Below are 18,112 nucleotides of genomic sequence, written 5' to 3'. Positions count from 1 at the left end.
TTATTCGGCCTGCGCGCGAGAAAGGCCTGTTGGCCTACAAGGCCCCGCACGGCTGCGCGGCCGCGATGCGCGAGAAAGTCGAGCGCTGTCGCTCGAACAGGCGTAGCGTGGGCCGGCTGCCTGGCTGCGGTCGCCCGAACCGGGCGCGCCGCTCGACGCCATGGCTCGCAACGAAAGCGCTCCCATGAAAAAGCCCTTCCCTGCCCTTCCCCCCGCCCTGGCCCCGCCGGTCATCGTGCCCTCGGTCCCCGAGATGGGGTCACTGCGCACCGCCCTGGTCCTCGCCGGCGTCCTCTACGCCGCCGTGCTGCTCGTGCTCTGGGCAATCGATGCGTCCTTCTAGGCATCGAAGCGCGGCCGCGGCGAACGCCTCGAAGGCTCCCCATGACACAGCGGTCCCGTCCTCTTCTCACATTGCGCGGGTCGCGGTCGCGGCCCGCGGGAACTAGCGCCATGTCCGACACCCCTTTCTTCCACGACGCCTCGAACGCGGTCCGCTTCCTCGTGACGGTCGACGGCCGCAGCGTGGACGCCAGCATCGGCAAGACGACCCTGCACTACCACTTCCGCACCGGCGACAACGCCGATCCGCTCGAGACCTACGCATCGCATGCCGAGGAGATCGATGCCGCCGTGCGGCGCCGGCTGGCGCAGGGATCGACGCCGCCCGTGATGCTGCGGGAGCACGATCTGCGAACCACGGGTTAGCGGCGCGCGCCTTCCGGGGATCGGGCGGGTGCCGCCCGGGGAAATCAGTTCGCCTGCGACAGCTGATCCAGGATCGCCGGGTTCTCGAGCGTCGAGGTGTCCTGCGTGATCGCCTCGCCCTTCGCGATGCTGCGCAGCAGCCGCCGCATGATCTTGCCGCTGCGCGTCTTGGGCAGGTTGTCGCCGAAGCGGATGTCCTTGGGCTTGGCGATCGGACCGATCTCCTTGGCCACCCAGTTGCGCAACTCGGTGGCGATCTGCTTGGCCTCCTCGCCGGTCGGCCGCGCGCGCTTGAGCACCACGAAGGCGCACACAGCCTCGCCCGTCACGTCGTCGGGACGCCCCACCACCGCGGCCTCGGCCACGAGGTCGGTCCTGGACACCAGCGCCGACTCGATCTCCATCGTGCCCAGCCGGTGGCCCGAGACATTGAGCACGTCGTCGATGCGGCCGGTGATGCGGAAGTAGCCGCGGTCGGCACTGCGCACGGCGCCATCGCCGGCCAGATAGATCGTGCCGCCCATCTCCTCGGGGAAATAGCTCTTCTTGAAGCGCTCGGGGTCGTTCCAGATCGTGCGGATCATCGAGGGCCAGGGCCGCTTGATCACCAGCATGCCGCCCGCGCCATTGGGCAGGTCCTTGCCGGTCTCGTCCACGATCGCGGCCATGATGCCCGGCAGCGGCAAGGTGCACGAACCCGGCACCAGCGGCGTGGCCCCCGGCAACGGCGTGATCACGTGGCCGCCGGTCTCGGTCTGCCAGAAGGTGTCGACGATCGGGCAGCGCTCGCCGCCGATATTGCGGTGGTACCACATCCACGCCTCGGGATTGATCGGCTCGCCGACCGAGCCGAGGATGCGCAGGCTCGTGAGATCCCAGTTCTTCGGGTGCACCTTCTCGTCGCCCTCGGCCGCCTTGATCAGCGAGCGGATCGCGGTGGGCGCGGTATAGAACACGCTGACCTTGTGCTTCTCGATCATCTGCCAGAAGCGGCCCGCGTGCGGGAAGGTGGGAACGCCCTCGAACACCACCTGCGTGGCGCCGGCCGCGAGCGGGCCGTAGGCGACGTAGGTGTGGCCCGTGATCCAGCCGATGTCGGCGGTGCACCAGAACACGTCCTCGGGACGGATGTCGAAGGTCCAGTCCATCGTCATCTTGGCCCACAGCAGGTAGCCGCCGGTGGCGTGCTGCACGCCCTTGGGCTTGCCGGTGGAGCCCGAGGTGTAGAGGATGAAGAGCGGATGTTCCGCATTCACCGGCTCGGGCGCGCATTCGGTGCTCTGGCCGGCCAGCGCTTCGGCGAAGGTCTTGTCGCGGCCCTCGACGCGGTTCCAGGCCGAGGGGGTGCGCTCGTAGACGAACACGGTCTTGATCGACTCGCAGCCGCCGAGCGCGATGCCGTCGTCGACGATGGCCTTGAGCGGCAGTTCCTTGCCGCCGCGCAGCTGGAAGTTGGCGGTGATGACCGCGACCGCGCCGGCGTCGATGATGCGTTCCTGCAGCGCCTTGGCCGAGAAGCCGCCGAACACCACGCTGTGGGTGGCGCCGATGCGCGCGCAGGCCTGCATCGCGATCACGCCCTCGACCGTCATCGGCATGTAGATGATGACGCGGTCGCCCTTCTGGATGCCGGAGGCCTTGAGCGCATTGGCGAACTGGCTCACGCGCGCGAGCAGTTCCTTGTACGTGACCTGGGTGACGGTGCCGTCGTCGGCTTCGAAGACGATGGCGGTCTTGTTCTCGACGGGCGTGCCGATGTGGCGGTCGAGGCAGTTGGCGCTGGCATTGAGCTCGCCGTCGCCGAACCATTGGTAGAACGGCGCGTTCGATTCGTCGAGGATCCTGCTGAAGGGCTTGGTCCACTGCAGGTGGCTCTTGGCCTGGCGGCTCCAGAAGCCTTCGAAGTCCTGCTCCGCTTCCTTGCACAGGGCTTCGTAGGCGGCCATGCCGGAAATGCGGGCGCCCTCCGTGGCGCGGGCATCGGGCGGGAACACGCGGTTCTCGACCAGGACGGATTCGATGTTCTTCGAGGGATTGCTCATGGATTTCGGGTTCGGGAAGAAAAGGGACCGATGCGGCGCTCAACCGGCACTCAACCGACGCTCGGCAGGACCAGCGGCAGCACCAGGTGCCGGCCGGCCAGCCCGATGGCGCCGGCGACGGCGATGCACAGCATGGCCGTGCACAGCTTCGTGGTGAGGCTGCGTTCGCGCGTGCGCAGCACGAAGGACATGCTGAACGCGATGCTCGTGAGCGAGGCCAGCACCGCGCCCGTGCCGGCGGTCGTGGCAGACAGGCTGCCCTGCGACGCGAGCGCGGCGGCCGCGGCCACGGCGCTCGCGCTCGACATCAGGCCGCCGACCACGCTCACGAAGTAGAAGCCCGCATCGCCGAACTGCCGCTGCGTGAGCCCGCCGACGATGTGCAGCACCAGGAACACCACGCCGTACTTGAGCGCCAGCGGCAGCGAGAACGGCAGGTCGAGCTTGATCTCGGGCACGTCGGGCACGGGGCCGCGCGTGGCGCGCCGGTAGCTCCACAGCACCAGCACCGCGCTCGCGAGCATCATCAGCGCGAAGGCGCCCGAGGCACCGAGCAGCGCGAGCGGCGCCAGGATCAGCAGCAGACCGGCATTGCGCACCACCATCGCGGTGGTCGCCAGCAGGATGCCGCGGTAGGCCGTGCCGACGTAGGCACCGCGCGTGGCGACCACGCGCGAGGCCATCTCGATCACCGTGAAGTTGCTGTTCACCAGCCCGCCGAGAAAGCCCGAGAGCTCGGTGCCGCGCGTGCCGTAGAGCTTCCAGAGGATGTAGTTCACGAAGCCGATGCCCGCGATCAGGATCACCGTGACCCAGGCGGCGCGCGGCTCCACCAGGTGCCACGGGCCCACGGCCCCGGCCGGCAGCGCCGGATAGATCACGATCGCGAGGATGGCCAGCAGCAGCGCCGAGCGCATCTCGCTCTCGGTCAGCCCGGCCGAGAAACCGGCCAGCCGTTCCTTCCACGCCAGCAGCGCGGTGGCCAGCACCATCACGGCCGCGGGCGAGATGGTGTGGCCCTGGCCGCACAGCACGCCGGCCAGGCAGGTCACGAGCATGGCGGCCGAGGTCGTGAGCTCGGCGCCCTGCCCGGCGCGCAGCGTCTGCACGTTGAGCAACACCGCGAGCACGCCGACCAGCGCCAGGCACAGCAGCGCCACCGGCATGCCGAGCAGGCCGCCGAGCGCGCCCAGCAGGCAGATGAAGCCGAAGGTGCGCAGCCCCGCCTCCTTGCCGCGTCGCTCGCGCTCCAGTCCGATCAGCAGGCCGAGCGCCAGGCTCAGCGCCAGCCGCACCAGGATCTCGAGGTAGGGCCACTCGGCCCCGGTGGTCATGGGGATGGTCTTGTCGGGCATGGGTCAGACCGCCCGCGGACCCGGCACGCAGTCGTCGACCGCGAAGCGCGCCAGCGTCGAGATGCCGCTGTCGGGCTGCGCCACGTCGTCGAGCACGCGCAGCGAGGTGAGCCAGCGCCCGGGCGTCACGTCGGCCACCGCATAGCCGCGCTTGTCGGAACGCGCGAGCAGGATGTGCGGGTTGTTGTCGGCGATCTCCTGCGCGCGGCTCTGTGCGGTGCCGCTGGCCGAGGCGATCGAGGTGCCGCAGAACTCGCTCGCGATGACCGGCGACTGCGGCCGCGAGAAATCGGCCAGCACGCGGCTCACGTAGTTCTGGTGGATGTCGCCGCCGAGGAAGACGGTGTTGCGCGCGCCCGCGCCCTGCACCGCGTCGAGCACGCGCTGGCGGCTCGCGGGATAGCCGTCCCAGGTGCTGGGGTGGTAGCTCTCGGCCGGCAGCGGCTTGTAGTTGCGCTGCGCGAAGATGGTCTGCTGCGCCACCACGCTCCAGCGTTCGCCCAGCGCGGCGTCCTGCGCCAGGCCCTGCTCGAGCCAGCGCTCCTGGTAGCTGCCGAGGATCGAGCGCGCGGGGTCGCGCAGCTCGGGGCAACCGGTGGGCGTCACCGAACTCGGCGATTCCTCGCCGGGCACGCGGCAGGGCTGGCGGTCGCGGTACTGGCGCGTGTCGAGCATGTGGAAGCGCAGCAGCCGGCCCCAGGCATGCCGCTCGTGGATGCGCAGGCCGTCGAGCGTGCCGAGCCCGCCGATGCCCTGCGTGAGCACCGAGGCGCGCAGCGGCATGTTCTCGTAGAAGGCCTGGTAGCCGGCGCCGCGCCGCGCGAGGAAGTCGCCCGCCGCGCCGGTGCCTTCGAGGCCCGCGTAGTCGTTCTGCACCTCGTGGTCGTCCCAGGTCACGAGCCAGGGGCAGGCGCGGTGCGCGGCCTGCAGCTGCGCGTCGGTCTTGTAGAGCGCGTAGCGGTCGCGGAAGTCCGCGAGCGTCTTCGCGGCCGGCAGCGTGTGCGTGCGCACCAGCTGGTAGCTCGGCGGCTTCTTCGGCATCGCGTATTCGTAGACATAGTCGCCGAGGAACACGACCAGGTCGAGGTTCTCGTCGAGCATGTGGCGGTAGCCCGCGTAGTGGCCCTGCTCCCAGCGCTGGCACGAGACGAAGGCGAAGCGCGTGCGCCCGGGCATGGCGTGCAGGGCCGGCGCGGTGCGCGTGCGCGCCGTCTGCGTGACCGCGTCGCCGTGCATGAAGCGGTAGAAGTACCAGCGGTCCGGCCGCAGGCCCGACACCTCCACGTGCACCGCGTGCCCGAGCTCGGCCAGTGCGTTCGCCTGGCCCGCGCGCACGATGCGGCGGAAGGCCTCGTCCTCGGCCACCTCCCAGCGCACCGTCAGCGAAGCGGGCAGCGGCAGGCGCGGCGTGTCGAAGGGCACGGTGCCGGGCACGGGGCCGTCGAGCAGCCGCGTCCACAGCACGAAGCCGTCGGGGGTCGGCGACCCGCTGGCGACGCCGAGCGGGAACAGGTCGCGCTGGGCCAGCGTGTTCGACCAGCTCCAGCGCGGCAGGGAGCTGGCGGCCGCGGCGGCCGAGGCCAGGCGGATGAGATCGCGACGGTGCATGCTTGTCTCCAATCGTGGATTGTGGGGGTGGTTCAGCGGGACGGACGCGCTCAGAACGCGTGGCGGATGCCGAAGTTCTGGCCGCTGGCCGCGTGGTCGGCGAGGCCCGCGACGTCGCCGCCGACGGTCAGCGCGGCGCCGCGCCGGTTGCGCACATGGGCAACGGTCGCATAGAGCGCGGTGCGCTTCGACAGGTGGTGCACGTAGCCCAGCGCGATCTTGCTGGCGCGCGAGCGGTCGCCCGGGTAGCGGAAGGCCACCTGTCCGTAGCTCGCGCGGATCTCGCCGGGGCCGACCGGCACCGTCACGCCGACGGTCGCGCCTTCGAAGCGCTTGTGGCCCAGCGGCATCTCCACGCGGTCCTGCGCGTACAGCGCCTCGACAGATGCCACGCCGAAGTCGTAGGCGATGCCGATGCTGGCCGAGCGGATGTCGCGCGGGCGCGTGGTCGGCGCCTTCGGCCCGCCCAGGGTCCGGCTGTAGGCCGCGCCCACGCGGAACGCACCGTGCCGGTAGCCGAGGCGCCCGCCGAGGTAGCGCTCCGCGTCGCCGCCGTCGACCGCCTCGGGCAGGCCGTACTGGAACTGTCCCGAGAAGCCGCCGAGGTCGCGCGGCAGGAAGTAGCCGACCGAATTGCTCACTCGCACATGCGAGCTCTGACCCGCGTTGGCGCTGCCGTAGAGGACGGCGCGGCCGCGGTAGACGATGCTCTCGCCGACGCCGTTGGTGACCCAGGGCCCCGAGAAGTCCGACTGGATCAGGTAGGTCGGCGTGTAGTCGCGGCCCAGCCGCAGTTCACCCCAGGGGCCGGCCAGGCTCACGGTCGAGCGCCGCGCGAGGTCGAAGGACGTCGGGTTGTCGACCGCGAGCGAGCCCTCGAGCCAGAAGCCCGCGCTCAGGCCGCCGCCGAGGTCTTCCTGGCCGCGAAAGCCCAGGCGGCTGCTCGCGAGCCCGTCGGAGGCCAGCGCGGTCTGGCTGCCCTTGCCGTGCACGCGGTAGTGGGCGACACCGGTGTCGATCAGCCCGAACAGCGTGACGCTCGACTGCGCATGACAGGCGCCGATGGCGAGCATGGCGCCGCCGGCGATGACGGGGGTGAATCTTCTTTGTCTCTTCATCTCTTTCTTCGCGTGGTGGGGAGTGACCCCGGGATGGCGACGCGCAGGCGGGCCCCTCACGCGCATGCGTGACGAATCCATCCGGCGTCGGGGGAACGAAAGACGCGGCGCGTCTACTGCAATGCGCGTCCCTGCATGCCGTCGACCGCGACGCCGAGGTGGCGCAGCACGGTCGGCGCGATGTCGATCAGCGACGCGGGTTGGCGTCGCTCGCCGGGGCGCAGCCCTCCCCCTCTCAGGCAGAGAAAGGGATGCTGTTCGTGCTCGCCCAGTCCGCCGTGCTGTGCGCAGCCGACGGGCGATGAATCGCTGAACGGGCTCAGCAGCGAGACGCTGCGGCCCGGCACGCCATGGGGATTGGCGCGCGCGTCATGGCGCAGCGCGAGCGCCAGGCCGAGCGGGCCCTCGGTCGGCAGGCCGATCTCCGCCAGGGCCTGGCCGGCGAACACGCGTCCGGTGAAGTCCTGGTCCTGCAGCCAGCGCAAGAGCGCGGGAATGGCGTCGCGCGCCTCGTCGGCGAAGTACAGCAGCGCGGCATTGCCGTTGGGCGCCACCACCACCTCCTGCGATTCGCGCGATTGCTTCCAGCCGGCCTCGACCAGCAGCGCGTCGAGGTCGATCTTGCGTTCCACCGTCTCCATGCCGTGGTCGGAACAGGCGACCAGCAGGATCTCGTCGCCGGCCGGATCGAGCGCCTCCACGGTGCGCCGCACCTGGTCGACGCAGGCATCGGCGTGGGCGATCATCGCCAGGTGCTCGCTCGAGCCGAGCGGCACGCCGTGCGCCGTGTGGTCGGGCTCCGAGAGCCACAGCACGGCCAGCGCGGGCGCGCGTTCGCGCAGCACCTCGCGGCAGAAGCGATCGGTCATCGCCCGGTCGCCCGCGGCGCCCACCTCGATGGCCAGGCCGTCCGCCAACGCCACACCGCCCGGTCCGCGCGAGCCGGCACGGTGGTAGACATGGCCGAAGCCGTCGGGGTCCTGCAGGTAGGCCGCGCCCGGCGACACGTTCGACATGACGATCGCGCCGCCCTGCTGCGCGAGCCGCTCGGCCCAGGTCGGGCGCCGCAAGGTGCGGCCCGTGGCACGGCGCAGGCGTTCGAGGAAGTCGGGCTTGCCCACCGACAGCCGCACCAGCGCGCCCTGCTCGCGCAGCACCATGGTGTTGCCCAGCAGGCCGTGGGCGGCCGGCAGGCAGCCGGTGGCCATCGAGGCCGAGCTGGTGCGCGTGGTCGAGGGAAAGACGCCGCGCGCCGAAACGAAGTCGGCACCCTGCGCGCGCAGCGCCGCGAGCGCGGGCGCCACGTCGGGCGTGACCAGGTCCGCGCACAGGCTGTCGCAGACCACCACGACGGCGCGCCGCCGGCTGCTCATTTCGAAGCGTCCCGGGGCGCCGGGAGCGTGGACTTGTCGAGGTAGTCGTGGAAGTGGACCGTGACCTGGTCCGCCGCGAGGAACACCACCGCATAGGCCGGCGGCTCGTGGCTCTTGGGCACCGGCGAGATGGTGTGCAGGTCGAACGGCACCTGGTGGTTGAGGCCGCGCATGGTGGAGAACGGGATGCCGCGCCAGCTGCCGCAGACCGGCCGGTGCACGTGGCCGAAGAACAGGTGGCGCAGGTTGCGCCGGCCCGCCACCAGCCGCGCGAAGGGCTCGGGGTTCGCGAGGCCGATGCGGTCGAGGCACGGAATGCCGATGTCGAACGGCGGGTGGTGCATGAACAGGTAGGTCGGGCGCTCGCCGAGCCGGTCGAGCTCGGCCGCGAGCCAGGTCAGCCGCTGCTCGCAGTAGAGGCCGCCGTTGCGGCCCTCGTCGAGCGTGTCGAGCAGCAGGAAGCTCGCGTCGGCCACATCGAAGCGGCCCTGCACGAAGCCGTTGCCGTCGCTCGGCCCGCCCGGGCATTGCGCCGCCAGCAGCGCGCGGATGTCGTGGTTGCCCACCAGCGGGAAGCACGGCATGGGCAGCCGCGCGAGCTGGGTGCGCAGCGCCGCGTAGGCGGCGCTCTCGCCGCGGTGCGCGAGGTCGCCCGTGATCACGCAGCAGGCCGCGTCGCGGTGGTGCTCGAGGATGTCGTCGATGCAGGCGCTCAGGCGCGCGTACGGGTCCAGGCCGTGCAGGATCTCGCCGGGCGCGACGAGGTGGGGATCGGTGATGTGGATGAACTTGGTCATGCGGCAAGGGTTTCGGGTGAGGCGGTCACGGAATGCAGGGCGGTGGCCTGCAGCAGCAGGCGCGTGTAGTCGTCGGCCGGGGCGTCGAAGACCTGGCGCGTGGCGCCGGCCTCGCGGACCTCGCCATGGCGCAGCACCACGACGCGGTCGGCCATGCGCCGGACCACGCCGAGGTCGTGGCTGATGAACAGGTAGGCCGTGCCGGTCTTGCGCTGCAGCTCGAGCAGCAGCTCCAGCACCTGGGCCTGCACCGACACGTCGAGCGCCGAAGTGATCTCGTCGCAGACGATCAGGTCGGGCTCGGCCGCGAAGGCGCGCGCGATGGCGACGCGCTGCTGCTGCCCGCCCGAGAGCTGGCGCGGGTAGCACTCGAGCAGCGCCGGATCGAGGTGCATGGCCCGCATCAGCGCCTGCGCGCGTTCGCGCAGCGCCGGGCCGCGCAACCCGGTGAACAGGGTCAGCGGCCGCTCGAGGATGGCGGCGATGCGCTGGCGCGGATTGAGCGAGGACAGCGGGTCCTGGAACACGATCTGCACCCGCCGCCGCAGCGTCGGCGAACGATCGGTGGCCTTCGCGGCCAGCGGCTGGCCGTCGAAATGCAGCGAGCCGCCCGAGGGCGCCATCAACCCCGCGACCAGCGAGGCCGCGGTGGACTTGCCGCTGCCCGATTCGCCGACCAGGCCGAGCGTCTCGCCGCGACCGATCGCGAACGACAGGCCCGCCAGCGCGGGCCGCGCCGTGGCCGGCGGCGGCTGGAACCAGGCGCGGCGGCGCGCCGGGTACGAGAACGCGAGGTCCTTCGCCACCAGCAGCGCGCCCTGCGCCTGCTGCTGCGGCTCGCGCGCCGGCGGCTCGGCATCGACGCGCGGAATGGCCGCGATCAGCTGCCGCGTGTAGACATGCGCGGGCGCGCCGAAGATGCGCGCGGCCGGCCCCTGTTCGACGATGCGGCCCTGGTGCATCACGATCACCTGGTCGCACATGCGCGAGATCACGCCGAGGTCGTGGCTCACGTAGATCAGCGAGGTGCCGAAGCGCTCGCGCAGCGTGCGCACCAGCTCGAGCACCTGGACCTCGGTGGTCTTGTCGAGCGCGGTGGTCGGCTCGTCGAGCACCAGCACGCCCGGGTCGCCGGCCAGCGCCGCGCCGATCACCACGCGCTGGCGCTGACCGCCCGAGAGCTCGTGCGGAAAGCGCGTGCAGATGCCCTTCGGATCGGGCAGGTTGGTGGCCTCGAACAGCTCGAGCGTGCGCGCCCGCGCCTCGGCGGCGCCGCAGCCGCGCAGGTGGCGCACGGCCTCGTCGACCTGGTCGCCGATGCGCATGTGCGGCGTCAGCGAGCTCAGCGGGTTCTGCGGCACGAAGGCGATGTGCCGGCCGCGCAGCCGGCGCCGCGCCGGTTCGTCCAGGCGCAGGATGTCCTCGCCCGCGATGCGCACCGCCCCCGCGGTGATCACGCCGCCGGGCCGGCAATGGCCCAGCAGGGCGCGCGCCACGGTCGACTTGCCCGAGCCGCTCTCGCCGACGATGCCCAGGCTGCTGCCGGCCTCGACCGTGAACTCGACGCCGCGCACCGCGCCGACGATCTCTCCGTCGGCGCGCCGGTAGCCGATGCCCAGGCCCTGGACCTCGAGCCGTCCGCCGATGCGGCGCGCCGCCTGCTGGCGCCGTGCCAGCGCGTTGGATTCGGGATGCTTCATCGTTGCCTGTTCCTTCATGCCGCGTCCTGACCGCGCGTGGCGTCCAGTCCCAGGGCCCGTGCCAGCGCCTCGGCGCCGAAGTTGAGTCCCACCACCAGCGTGGAGATGAAGACCGCCGGCGCCAGCACCAGCCAGGGTGCGAACGCGAGCTGGCTCACGCCCTCGGCCACCATCAGCCCCCAGTCGGGCGTGGGCGGCGAGATGCCCATGCCCAGGAAGGACAGCGAGCTCAAGAGCAGGATCGCGTGCGACATGCGGATCGCGAACTCGACGTAGACCACGTCGAGCGTGTTGGGCAGCAGCTCGCGCAGGATGATCGACACCGTGCCCTCGCCGCGCAGCTGCGCGGCCTTCACGTAGCCCAGCTGCACCTGCGTCAGCGCCTGGGCCCGCACGATGCGGATCACGCCCGGGAAGTACACCATCCCGATGAGCACGATCAACACCGGCAGCGATTCGCCGAAGCCGACCGCGAACAGCGCGACGAACAGGATGCCCGGCAGCGCCAGCTTGAGGTCGACGATGCGCATCATCACGTCGTCGAACAGCCCGCCGAGGTAGGCGGCCGCCACGCCGAGGATGCTGCCGACGCTGACCGCGACGACCACGCCCGTGAAGGCGGCCAGCAGCGCCGTGCGTCCGCCCCACAGCAGGCGCGACAGGTAGTCGCGGCCCAGCACGTCGGTGCCGAGCCAGAACTCGGCGCTCGGCGGCTCGGCGCGGCCGCCGTTGAGCGACATCGGGTCGTAGGGCGCGATCCAGGGCGCGGCCAGCGCGATCGCCAGGTGCAGCACGACGATGCCGATGCCGAACAGGGCCACGGGCCGCAGCAGCGCGTGGTGGTTGATCTTGAACATCATGATTCAGCGGCTCCTGGCGCGGGGGTCGAGGGCGGCCACCGCGAGGTCGGCCAGCAGGTTCATCGAGACGACGGCCAGGGCCGCCAGCAGGCTGATGGCCTGCACGATCGGCACCTCGCGCTTGTCGACGGCCTGCAGCAGGATCATTCCGAGCCCGGGGTAGCCGAACACCTTCTCGACCACCACGATGCCGCTGAGCAGGCCGGCGACGTAGAGCGCGGCCGAGTTGAGCGCCGGGATCACCGAGGCCGGCAGGGCATGGCGCAGGATCAGCCGCAGCTCGCCCAGGCCGGTGAAGCGGGCGCGCTCGACGTAGTCGCTGGCCAGCGACTCGATCAGCCCGGTGCGGATCAGCTGCACCAGGTGGGCGATGGAGCCGAACACGATGGTCGCGACCGGCAGCACCGACACGGCCAGCAGCGCCGACGGCGGCGCGTCGGCGAAGGCCAGGATCACGGCCGGGAAGACCGGGATCCAGATCGCGAACACCAGCACCAGCAGGTTGCCCGAGGCGAACTCGGGGGATCGAGTAGCCGATCACCGCGCCCATCGAGGCCAGCGTGTCGGGCAGCCGGCCGCGCCAGAAGGCCGCGACGATGCCCAGCAGCAGCGACACCGGAATGGCCACCAGCGCCGTCACGGCCGCGAGCAGCAGCGAGTTCTTCACCGGCTCGCGGATGATCTCGACCACCGGCGTGCCGCCGAGGATGGTCTTGCCGAAATCGCCGCGCATGGCGCCCGTGAGCCACTCGAAATAGCGCACCGGCGCCGGCCGGTCGAGGCCGAGGTCGTGACGCTTTCGCGCCAGGTCCTCGGGATTCATCATCGCGATCTCGTCGGCCGTGAGGCTGACTTCGAGCGCGTCGCCGGGCAGCACCTCGGTCGCCACGAACACCAGCATCGAGGCCAGCAGCAGGGTCAGCGCGTAGAGCCCCACGCGCCGCAGGAAGTCATGAGCATGATGGGTCGCCGTTCGCGCGCGGGTCGGTGAAGGGGATGCGGGGCCGGCTCACGATTTCCAGACCTCGTCGAAGCGCATCGACCAGAACTGCGAGTGGTTGCGCAGGTCGTGCACGTTGGGCTTGTGGATCAGCAGGTTGCGCCGTCCGCCCGCGGACAGGGTCGGCACCTCGTCGCGCAGGATCTCCTGCATGCGCACGTAGTTCGCGCGCCGCTTCTCGGCGGAGGGCTCGGCCAGCGACTTCTGGTAGAGCGCCATGTACTCGTCGCAGCCCGCGCCGCGCCAGTAGCCGCTCTCGTTGTTGTCGGGCCGCAGCCGGTACAGGCTCACGCCGGGATTGCGCGGGCCGGCCGGCGTGTAGGCGAAGCGGTGCTTGCGCGTCTTCTCGGCATCCTCGACGCGCCACTGGCGGTAGCCGTCGCTCGGCCGCTGCTCGATCGGCAGCACGATGCCGGCCTCCTTCACCGATTCGGCCAGCACCTGGAACACGCGCGGCACCTCGGGCCAGGTGGGCGCGAAGTAGAAGGTCGGCAGCTTCACGCCGTTGGGATGGCCGGCCTCGGCCAGCAGCGCGCGCGCCCGCGCCACGTCGTGCATGCGCTGCAGCGGCTGGAAGGCGGCATTGGCCGGCGTCAGGTGCGAGTCGTTGCCGACCCAGCCGGCCTTCTTGCCGTAGACGATGCGGATGATCTTCTCGCGGTCGGCCGCCAGCGCCAGGGCCTGCCGCACGCGCTTGTCGTCGAGCGGCGAGCCCGCCACCTTGGGGATCACCATCAGCGCCTGGTCGCCGCTGCTCGACAGGCTGTACTTGAGGTCGGGCGTGCGCTCGAGGTCGGGCAGCAGGCCGGGGTCGACGCCGATCACGGCATCGAACAGGCCGCCGCGGAATCCGTTCAGCGCGCCTTCCATTCGGCCGGGCGAGCTCACGACCTCGAGGCGGTCGAGATAGGGGAAGCCGGCGCGCCAGTACTTCTCGTTGCGCTCGAGGATGATGCGGCGCTTGGGATCGAGGCTCGCGATCCGGAACGGCCCGGTGCCGATGCCCGAAAGGCCGATCGCGTCCTTCTCGGCCGCCGGCATGATCATCAGGTGGTACTCGGCGAGCACGTAGGGGAACTCGCTGTTCGGCGCGTCCAGCGTCATGCGCACCTTCCTGCCGACCTTCTCGACCTTGACGATCTGCTTGGCGTAGCCGGTCGCGGTCTGGTGGAAGCGGTAGGACGACACCACGTCGTCGGCCGTCATCTCGCGGCCGTCGTGGAACAGCACGCCTTCGCGCAGCGCGATGTCCCAGACCTTGAGGTCGGCGCTCGGCTCCCAGGCCGTGGCGAGCTCGGGCTGCACCTCGAGGTTCTCGTCGACCCAGGTCAGCGCGTTGTAGGCGCTGCGGTTGTTGAGGTCGAGCCAGTGCTGGGGATGGCGGCCGGTGCGCGCATCGCCCATCCGGTTGTTCGGGTAGGTGTTGGTGTAGACGAAGGTGCCGCCGCGCTTGGGGGCGGCCTGGGCCGCCTGCGGAAAGAGCAGCTCGCCGAGCGAGAGCGCGGCGCCGGCGCCGGCGCCCGTCAGCAATCGGCGGCGCATGGCGTCGATCGGGCAGTTGTCGTTGGGTCTCATCGTGTCTCCTGGCAGTCATCGGGCGCCTGGTCGGCGCTCTTCGGTTCGCGCTGCCTCGCATCGCATGTCGATGCGAGGCGGCGCGCCGTTCAATCCATTGTCGGTGGGCTCACCATGGCAGCGAGAGCGTCTTGCAGTTGGTGAACGACCTGATCGCCTCCTGCACCCCTTCCTTGTAGCCAAGGCCCGAGTCCTTGATGCCGCCGAAGGGCGTGAGCTCGATCCGGTAGCCCGGCACCTCCCAGAGGTTGACGGTGCCGACCTTGAGCTCCTTGGCGAAGCGCATCACGTCGTCCATGCGGTTGGTGCAGATGCCCGACGAGAGGCCGAAGGCGGTGCCGTTCGACATCGCGATGGCCTCGTCGATGTTCGCGAAGCGCAGGATCGGCGACACCGGCCCGAAGGTCTCCTCGCGCACCACGGTCATCTCGGGTCGCACCCGGTCGAGCACCGTCGGCGCGTACAGCGCGCCCCTCGCGCTCGTTGCCGGCCAGCAGCCGCGCGCCCTGCGCGACCGCCTCGTCCACCACCGCCTGGAAGCGGCGCGCCGCGGCCTCGTCGATCACCGTGCCCATGTCGTTGCCCGCGTCCATCGGGTCGCCGAACTTCCAGGCACGGGTCTTGGCCACCACGCGCTCGGTGAATTCCGCGGCCACCTTCTCGTGCACCAGCATGCGCTTGACGGCGGTGCAGCGCTGGCCGGAGTTCTTGTAGGAGCCCTGCACGGCGAGATCGCTGGCGCGGTCGAGGTCGGCGTCGTCCATCACGATCAGCGGGTCGTTGCCGCCGAGCTCGAGCACGATGCGCCGGTAGCCGGCCTTGTTCGCGATGTACTTGCCGATCTCGACGCCGCCGGTAAAGGTGATCAGCTCGACGTGCCGGTGGGTCAGCATCTCGTCGGCGATCTCGCGCGGGTCGCCCGTGATCACCTGCAGCATCTCGGGCGGCAGGCCGGCCTCGTACAGCAGGTCCGCGAAGTACAGCGCCGACAGCGGCACCTTCTCCGAGGGCTTGAGCACCATGCGGTTGTTGGTCGCGACCGAGGGCACCACCTTGTGCGCCACCTGGTTCATCGGGTGGTTGAAGGGCGTGATGGCGGTGATCACGCCCAGCAGCGGCTCGCGCGTGGTGATCACCTTGCGCTGCTTGCCGTGCGGCGTGAGGTCGCACGAGAACACCTGGCCGTCGTCGCGCAGCGCCTCGTTCGCGCCGAAGTTCAGCACATCGGCCACGCGGCCGATCTCATAGATGCTGTCCTTCTTCGACAGGCCCGACTCGCTGGTGATCAGCGTGGACGCCTCGTCGGTGCGCGCGCGCAGCAGCAGCGCGGCGCGGTTGAGGATCGCGGAGCGCTCGTAGCGCGACAGGCGCGGCACGTAGGCGTGCGCGATCTCGTAGGCGCGCCGCACGTCCTCCAGCGTGGCCATGGCGACGGTGCCCACCGTCTCGCCGGTGTAGGGGGTTGCGCACGGCGATCGTGCGCGGCGTGTGGACCTTCTCGCCGCCGATGCGCAGCGCTTCGGCGCGGATGTCCTGTCTGTCGAGAATGGCGTTCATGCCGCCTCCTTCTGTTGGGTGCCGATGAAGTTCTTGCCGCGCGCGCGCGGTCAGCGCATGCGCGACCATTCGGTCCGCCTGCTCGCTCGACACGCCGTAGTCCGAAAAATGCGTCTTGACGCCCAGGCGCTCGATGAAGTCCGAGAGCCGTTGCGGTGCGCGGTCCAGCGGGCCGAGCGCGCGCTCGAGCACCGCGTCGCGGCCGGCGTCCTGCCCGATCGCGCGCCGCAGCACCATCGGCAGCGGGAACGAGCAGGCGATGCCGTGCGGCAGGCCGTAGCGCAGGGTCATCTCGTAGGAGATGGAATGCGCGAGCGCTGTGCGGGTGTTCGAGAACGCCATGCCGGCCTGCAGCGCCGCCAGCGCCATGCGGGCGCGCAGCTCGAGGTCGTCGAGCTTCTCCATCAACAGCGGCAGGGTCTCGAAGATCTGCTGCACCGCCGCGACCGCGAAGGTGTCGGACAGCGCGTTCGCATTCACGTTCCAGATCGCCTCGAGCGCATGCGACAGCGCATCGAGCCCGCTCTGCAGCGTCACCGAGGCCGGCAGCGAGAGCATCAGCTCCGGGTCGACGATCGCGATGCTGGGCCAGGTCTCGGCAAGGTGCAGCGAATGCTTGCGTTGCGCCTCGCGATCCCAGATCGTGGCCCAGGGCGTGACCTCGCTGCCGGTTCCGGCGGTCGTCGGCACCGCGATCAGCGTCTTCACCCGCGCCGGCACGAAGGGACCGCCCGCGGCCAGGGCCGCCACCAGGTCGTCGAAGCGGCCGCTTCGCGTGCCGACCATCAGCGCCTTGGCGGTGTCGATCGCGCTGCCGCCGCCGACCGCGACCAGCACCTCGGCCTGCTCGGCCTCGCTCCAGAACGCCTCGTAGAGCGCCCGCAGTTCGGCCACGTCGGGGTTCGGCAGCACCGCGTCGATCACGCCGGCCAGGCCATCGCCGAGCAGGGCCTGCAGCCGGTCGACGAGCCCGAAGCGGCGCGCCTCCGGAAAGGTCACGACCACGGCCTTGCGGCCGGCCAGCAGCTTCGGCAGGGACGACAGGGCCCCTGCCCCGTACACGCTGCGCACGGGATTGAAGAATTCCTGGGACATCTGGGCCTCTTCAGCGGGCGGCGCCCGCGTGGTTCAGGGCCAGGTCGAAGACGTCGAAGTTGCGCAGCCGGCGGCGCGGGTCCACACCCTGCAGCGCGCGGTTGAACAGCAGCGGCACCTTCTGCTCCGAGATACCGCCGTGCGAGCGCAGCGGCACCGTGAGGCCGCTGAGGTCGTGCCGCGCCGCGCTGGTGCCCAGCACCGTCAGGTGATCGCCGACCACGACCAGGTCGCCGATGCGGTCGCCCGCGAGCTCGAACTGCCGCACCGCCTGGTCGCGCGTGAGCACCTGCTCGACACCCGGCAGGCCGGCCAGCGCCTCGTGCACCTGTTCCAGCGGCGCGCGGTTCACATACACCGTCGCGAACGAGCCGAGCGCGCCGTGGTGCACCACGTAGGGATCGGTGATCGGCAGGATCACGCGCGTGCTGGCCTCGCCGAGCCGCGCATCGAGTTCCTGCTGCAGATAGAGCACGCGCGGATTGCCGGCGGCGTCGGTCTTGGGGCTCATGCCGTGGTCGGCCGTGAGGCCGATCACCGCGCCCAGTGCGTCGAGGCGCGCGAGGTAGCCGTTCATCATCGCGTAGAAGGTATTGGCCTCGGGCGTGCCGGGCGCGCACTTGTGCTGCACGTAGTCGGTGGTCGAGAGATACATCAGGTCGGGCTTGCGCGTCTCGAGCAGGCGCACGCCGGCGGCGAAGACGAACTCGCTGAGATCGGCGCTGTAGACCGAGGGCACGGGCTTGCCGACCAGCTCGAGCACCCGGTCGATGCCACATTCGGCGACGGTCGCCTTGTCGGCCTTCTCGGCCGAGAAGCAGATGCCGCGCAGGCCGTGGCCAAGCATGGTGCGCAGCTTGTCCTTGGCGGTCACGGCCGCCACCAGCGCGCCGGCATCGGAGAAGGCCGACAGCAGCGTGGGCGCGCGCAGGTACTCGGGGTCGTTCATCATGACCTCCTTGTCCGCCGCCACGTCGTAGAAGAAGTTGCCGCAGATGCCGTGCACCGAGGGCGGCACACCGGTCACGATCGACACGTTGTTCGGGTTCGTGAAGCTCGGCACCACGCAGTCGCCGATCAGCGAGCTGCCCTGCTTCAGCATGCGCTGCAGGAACGGCGCCGCACCGGCCTGGATGGCCTGCGTGATGTAGTCGGGCTCGCAGCCATCGACGCACACCACGACCACCGGCGCGCGCGGCTTCGCGTAATGCCGTCCATTGGCCAGGACGGTCTCGGCTTGAAATGTCATCGGGAAGCTCCTTTGGAAATCAGTGCGTTGTCTCGGAGACCTTGTCGTCTCTCGTTGGGTGCACTGTCCGCTCGA

At 70.7% G+C, this 18,112-nt stretch carries 13 protein-coding genes and 3 pseudogenes; 2 read left to right on the top strand and 14 right to left on the bottom strand.

Annotation, left to right across the window (positions count from 1 at the left end):
- Positions 1–184 precede the first annotated feature (184 nt).
- Together ACHMXE_RS11745 and ACHMXE_RS11740 are read left to right on the top strand one after the other, a co-directional pair.
- Positions 185–343: a hypothetical protein gene (locus ACHMXE_RS11745; protein WP_395346121.1), complete on the top strand. Its 159-nt coding sequence runs from the start codon at positions 185–187 to the stop codon at positions 341–343.
- 110 nt (positions 344–453) lie between these two features.
- A complete protein-coding gene (locus ACHMXE_RS11740; protein WP_203207369.1) occupies positions 454–708 on the top strand; it encodes a DUF1488 family protein in 255 nt (84 codons plus the stop codon).
- 44 nt (positions 709–752) lie between these two features.
- Here the strand turns inward: ACHMXE_RS11740 and acs are convergent, their stop codons facing one another.
- The 14 genes and pseudogenes from acs to phnA form a co-directional block, all read right to left on the bottom strand.
- Positions 753–2,750, bottom strand: a complete 1,998-nt coding sequence (acs, locus tag ACHMXE_RS11735; protein ID WP_395346120.1) for an acetate--CoA ligase — start codon at positions 2,748–2,750, stop codon at positions 753–755.
- Between the two features lie 50 nt (positions 2,751–2,800).
- Positions 2,801–4,084: an MgtC/SapB family protein gene (locus ACHMXE_RS11730; protein ID WP_395346119.1), complete on the bottom strand. Its 1,284-nt coding sequence runs from the start codon at positions 4,082–4,084 to the stop codon at positions 2,801–2,803.
- Between the two features lie 24 nt (positions 4,085–4,108).
- Positions 4,109–5,713 (bottom strand): alkaline phosphatase D family protein, encoded by a 1,605-nt coding sequence (locus ACHMXE_RS11725; protein ID WP_395346118.1) that lies wholly within the window; start codon positions 5,711–5,713, stop codon positions 4,109–4,111.
- A gap of 50 nt (positions 5,714–5,763) precedes the next feature.
- Positions 5,764–6,786 (bottom strand): porin, encoded by a 1,023-nt coding sequence (locus ACHMXE_RS11720; RefSeq protein ID WP_395346116.1) that lies wholly within the window; start codon positions 6,784–6,786, stop codon positions 5,764–5,766.
- A 158-nt stretch (positions 6,787–6,944) separates the two neighbouring features.
- Positions 6,945–8,204, bottom strand: coding sequence for an alkaline phosphatase family protein (locus ACHMXE_RS11715; protein WP_395346115.1), 1,260 nt, complete (start codon positions 8,202–8,204; stop codon positions 6,945–6,947).
- Positions 8,201–9,001 carry a phosphodiesterase gene (locus ACHMXE_RS11710; protein ID WP_395346113.1) on the bottom strand — a complete coding sequence of 267 codons (801 nt, stop codon included), beginning with the start codon at positions 8,999–9,001 and terminating at the stop codon, positions 8,201–8,203. Before ACHMXE_RS11710 ends, ACHMXE_RS11715 begins: the two co-directional genes overlap by 4 nt.
- Entirely contained in the window at positions 8,998–10,701 is a 1,704-nt protein-coding gene (locus ACHMXE_RS11705) for a dipeptide ABC transporter ATP-binding protein (protein ID WP_395347360.1), read from the bottom strand. Before ACHMXE_RS11705 ends, ACHMXE_RS11710 begins: the two co-directional genes overlap by 4 nt.
- Positions 10,702–10,715: 14 nt before the next feature.
- Positions 10,716–11,561, bottom strand: a complete 846-nt coding sequence (locus ACHMXE_RS11700) for an ABC transporter permease (RefSeq protein WP_395346112.1) — start codon at positions 11,559–11,561, stop codon at positions 10,716–10,718.
- 3 nt (positions 11,562–11,564) lie between these two features.
- Positions 11,565–12,050 carry an ABC transporter permease subunit gene (locus ACHMXE_RS11695; RefSeq protein ID WP_395346110.1) on the bottom strand — a complete coding sequence of 162 codons (486 nt, stop codon included), beginning with the start codon at positions 12,048–12,050 and terminating at the stop codon, positions 11,565–11,567.
- A 295-nt stretch (positions 12,051–12,345) separates the two neighbouring features.
- Positions 12,346–12,462: pseudogene (locus tag ACHMXE_RS11690) on the bottom strand (hypothetical protein); the annotation flags it as partial.
- Between the two features lie 108 nt (positions 12,463–12,570).
- Positions 12,571–14,136, bottom strand: coding sequence for an ABC transporter substrate-binding protein (locus tag ACHMXE_RS11685; RefSeq protein ID WP_395346109.1), 1,566 nt, complete (start codon positions 14,134–14,136; stop codon positions 12,571–12,573).
- Between the two features lie 109 nt (positions 14,137–14,245).
- Positions 14,246–15,693: pseudogene (phnY, locus tag ACHMXE_RS11680) on the bottom strand (phosphonoacetaldehyde dehydrogenase).
- Positions 15,694–15,774: 81 nt separating this feature from the next.
- A pseudogene (gene psrA / locus ACHMXE_RS11675) lies at positions 15,775–16,788 on the bottom strand (iron-containing alcohol dehydrogenase PsrA); the annotation flags it as partial.
- 10 nt (positions 16,789–16,798) lie between these two features.
- Positions 16,799–18,037 (bottom strand): phosphonoacetate hydrolase, encoded by a 1,239-nt coding sequence (phnA, locus tag ACHMXE_RS11670; protein WP_395346108.1) that lies wholly within the window; start codon positions 18,035–18,037, stop codon positions 16,799–16,801.
- Positions 18,038–18,112 lie beyond the last annotated feature (75 nt).

Source organism: Variovorax sp. UC122_21 (assembly GCF_044056785.1).
Classification (GTDB): Bacteria; Pseudomonadota; Gammaproteobacteria; order Burkholderiales; family Burkholderiaceae_C; genus Variovorax.
This window is presented reverse-complemented; position numbering and strand designations above follow the sequence as displayed.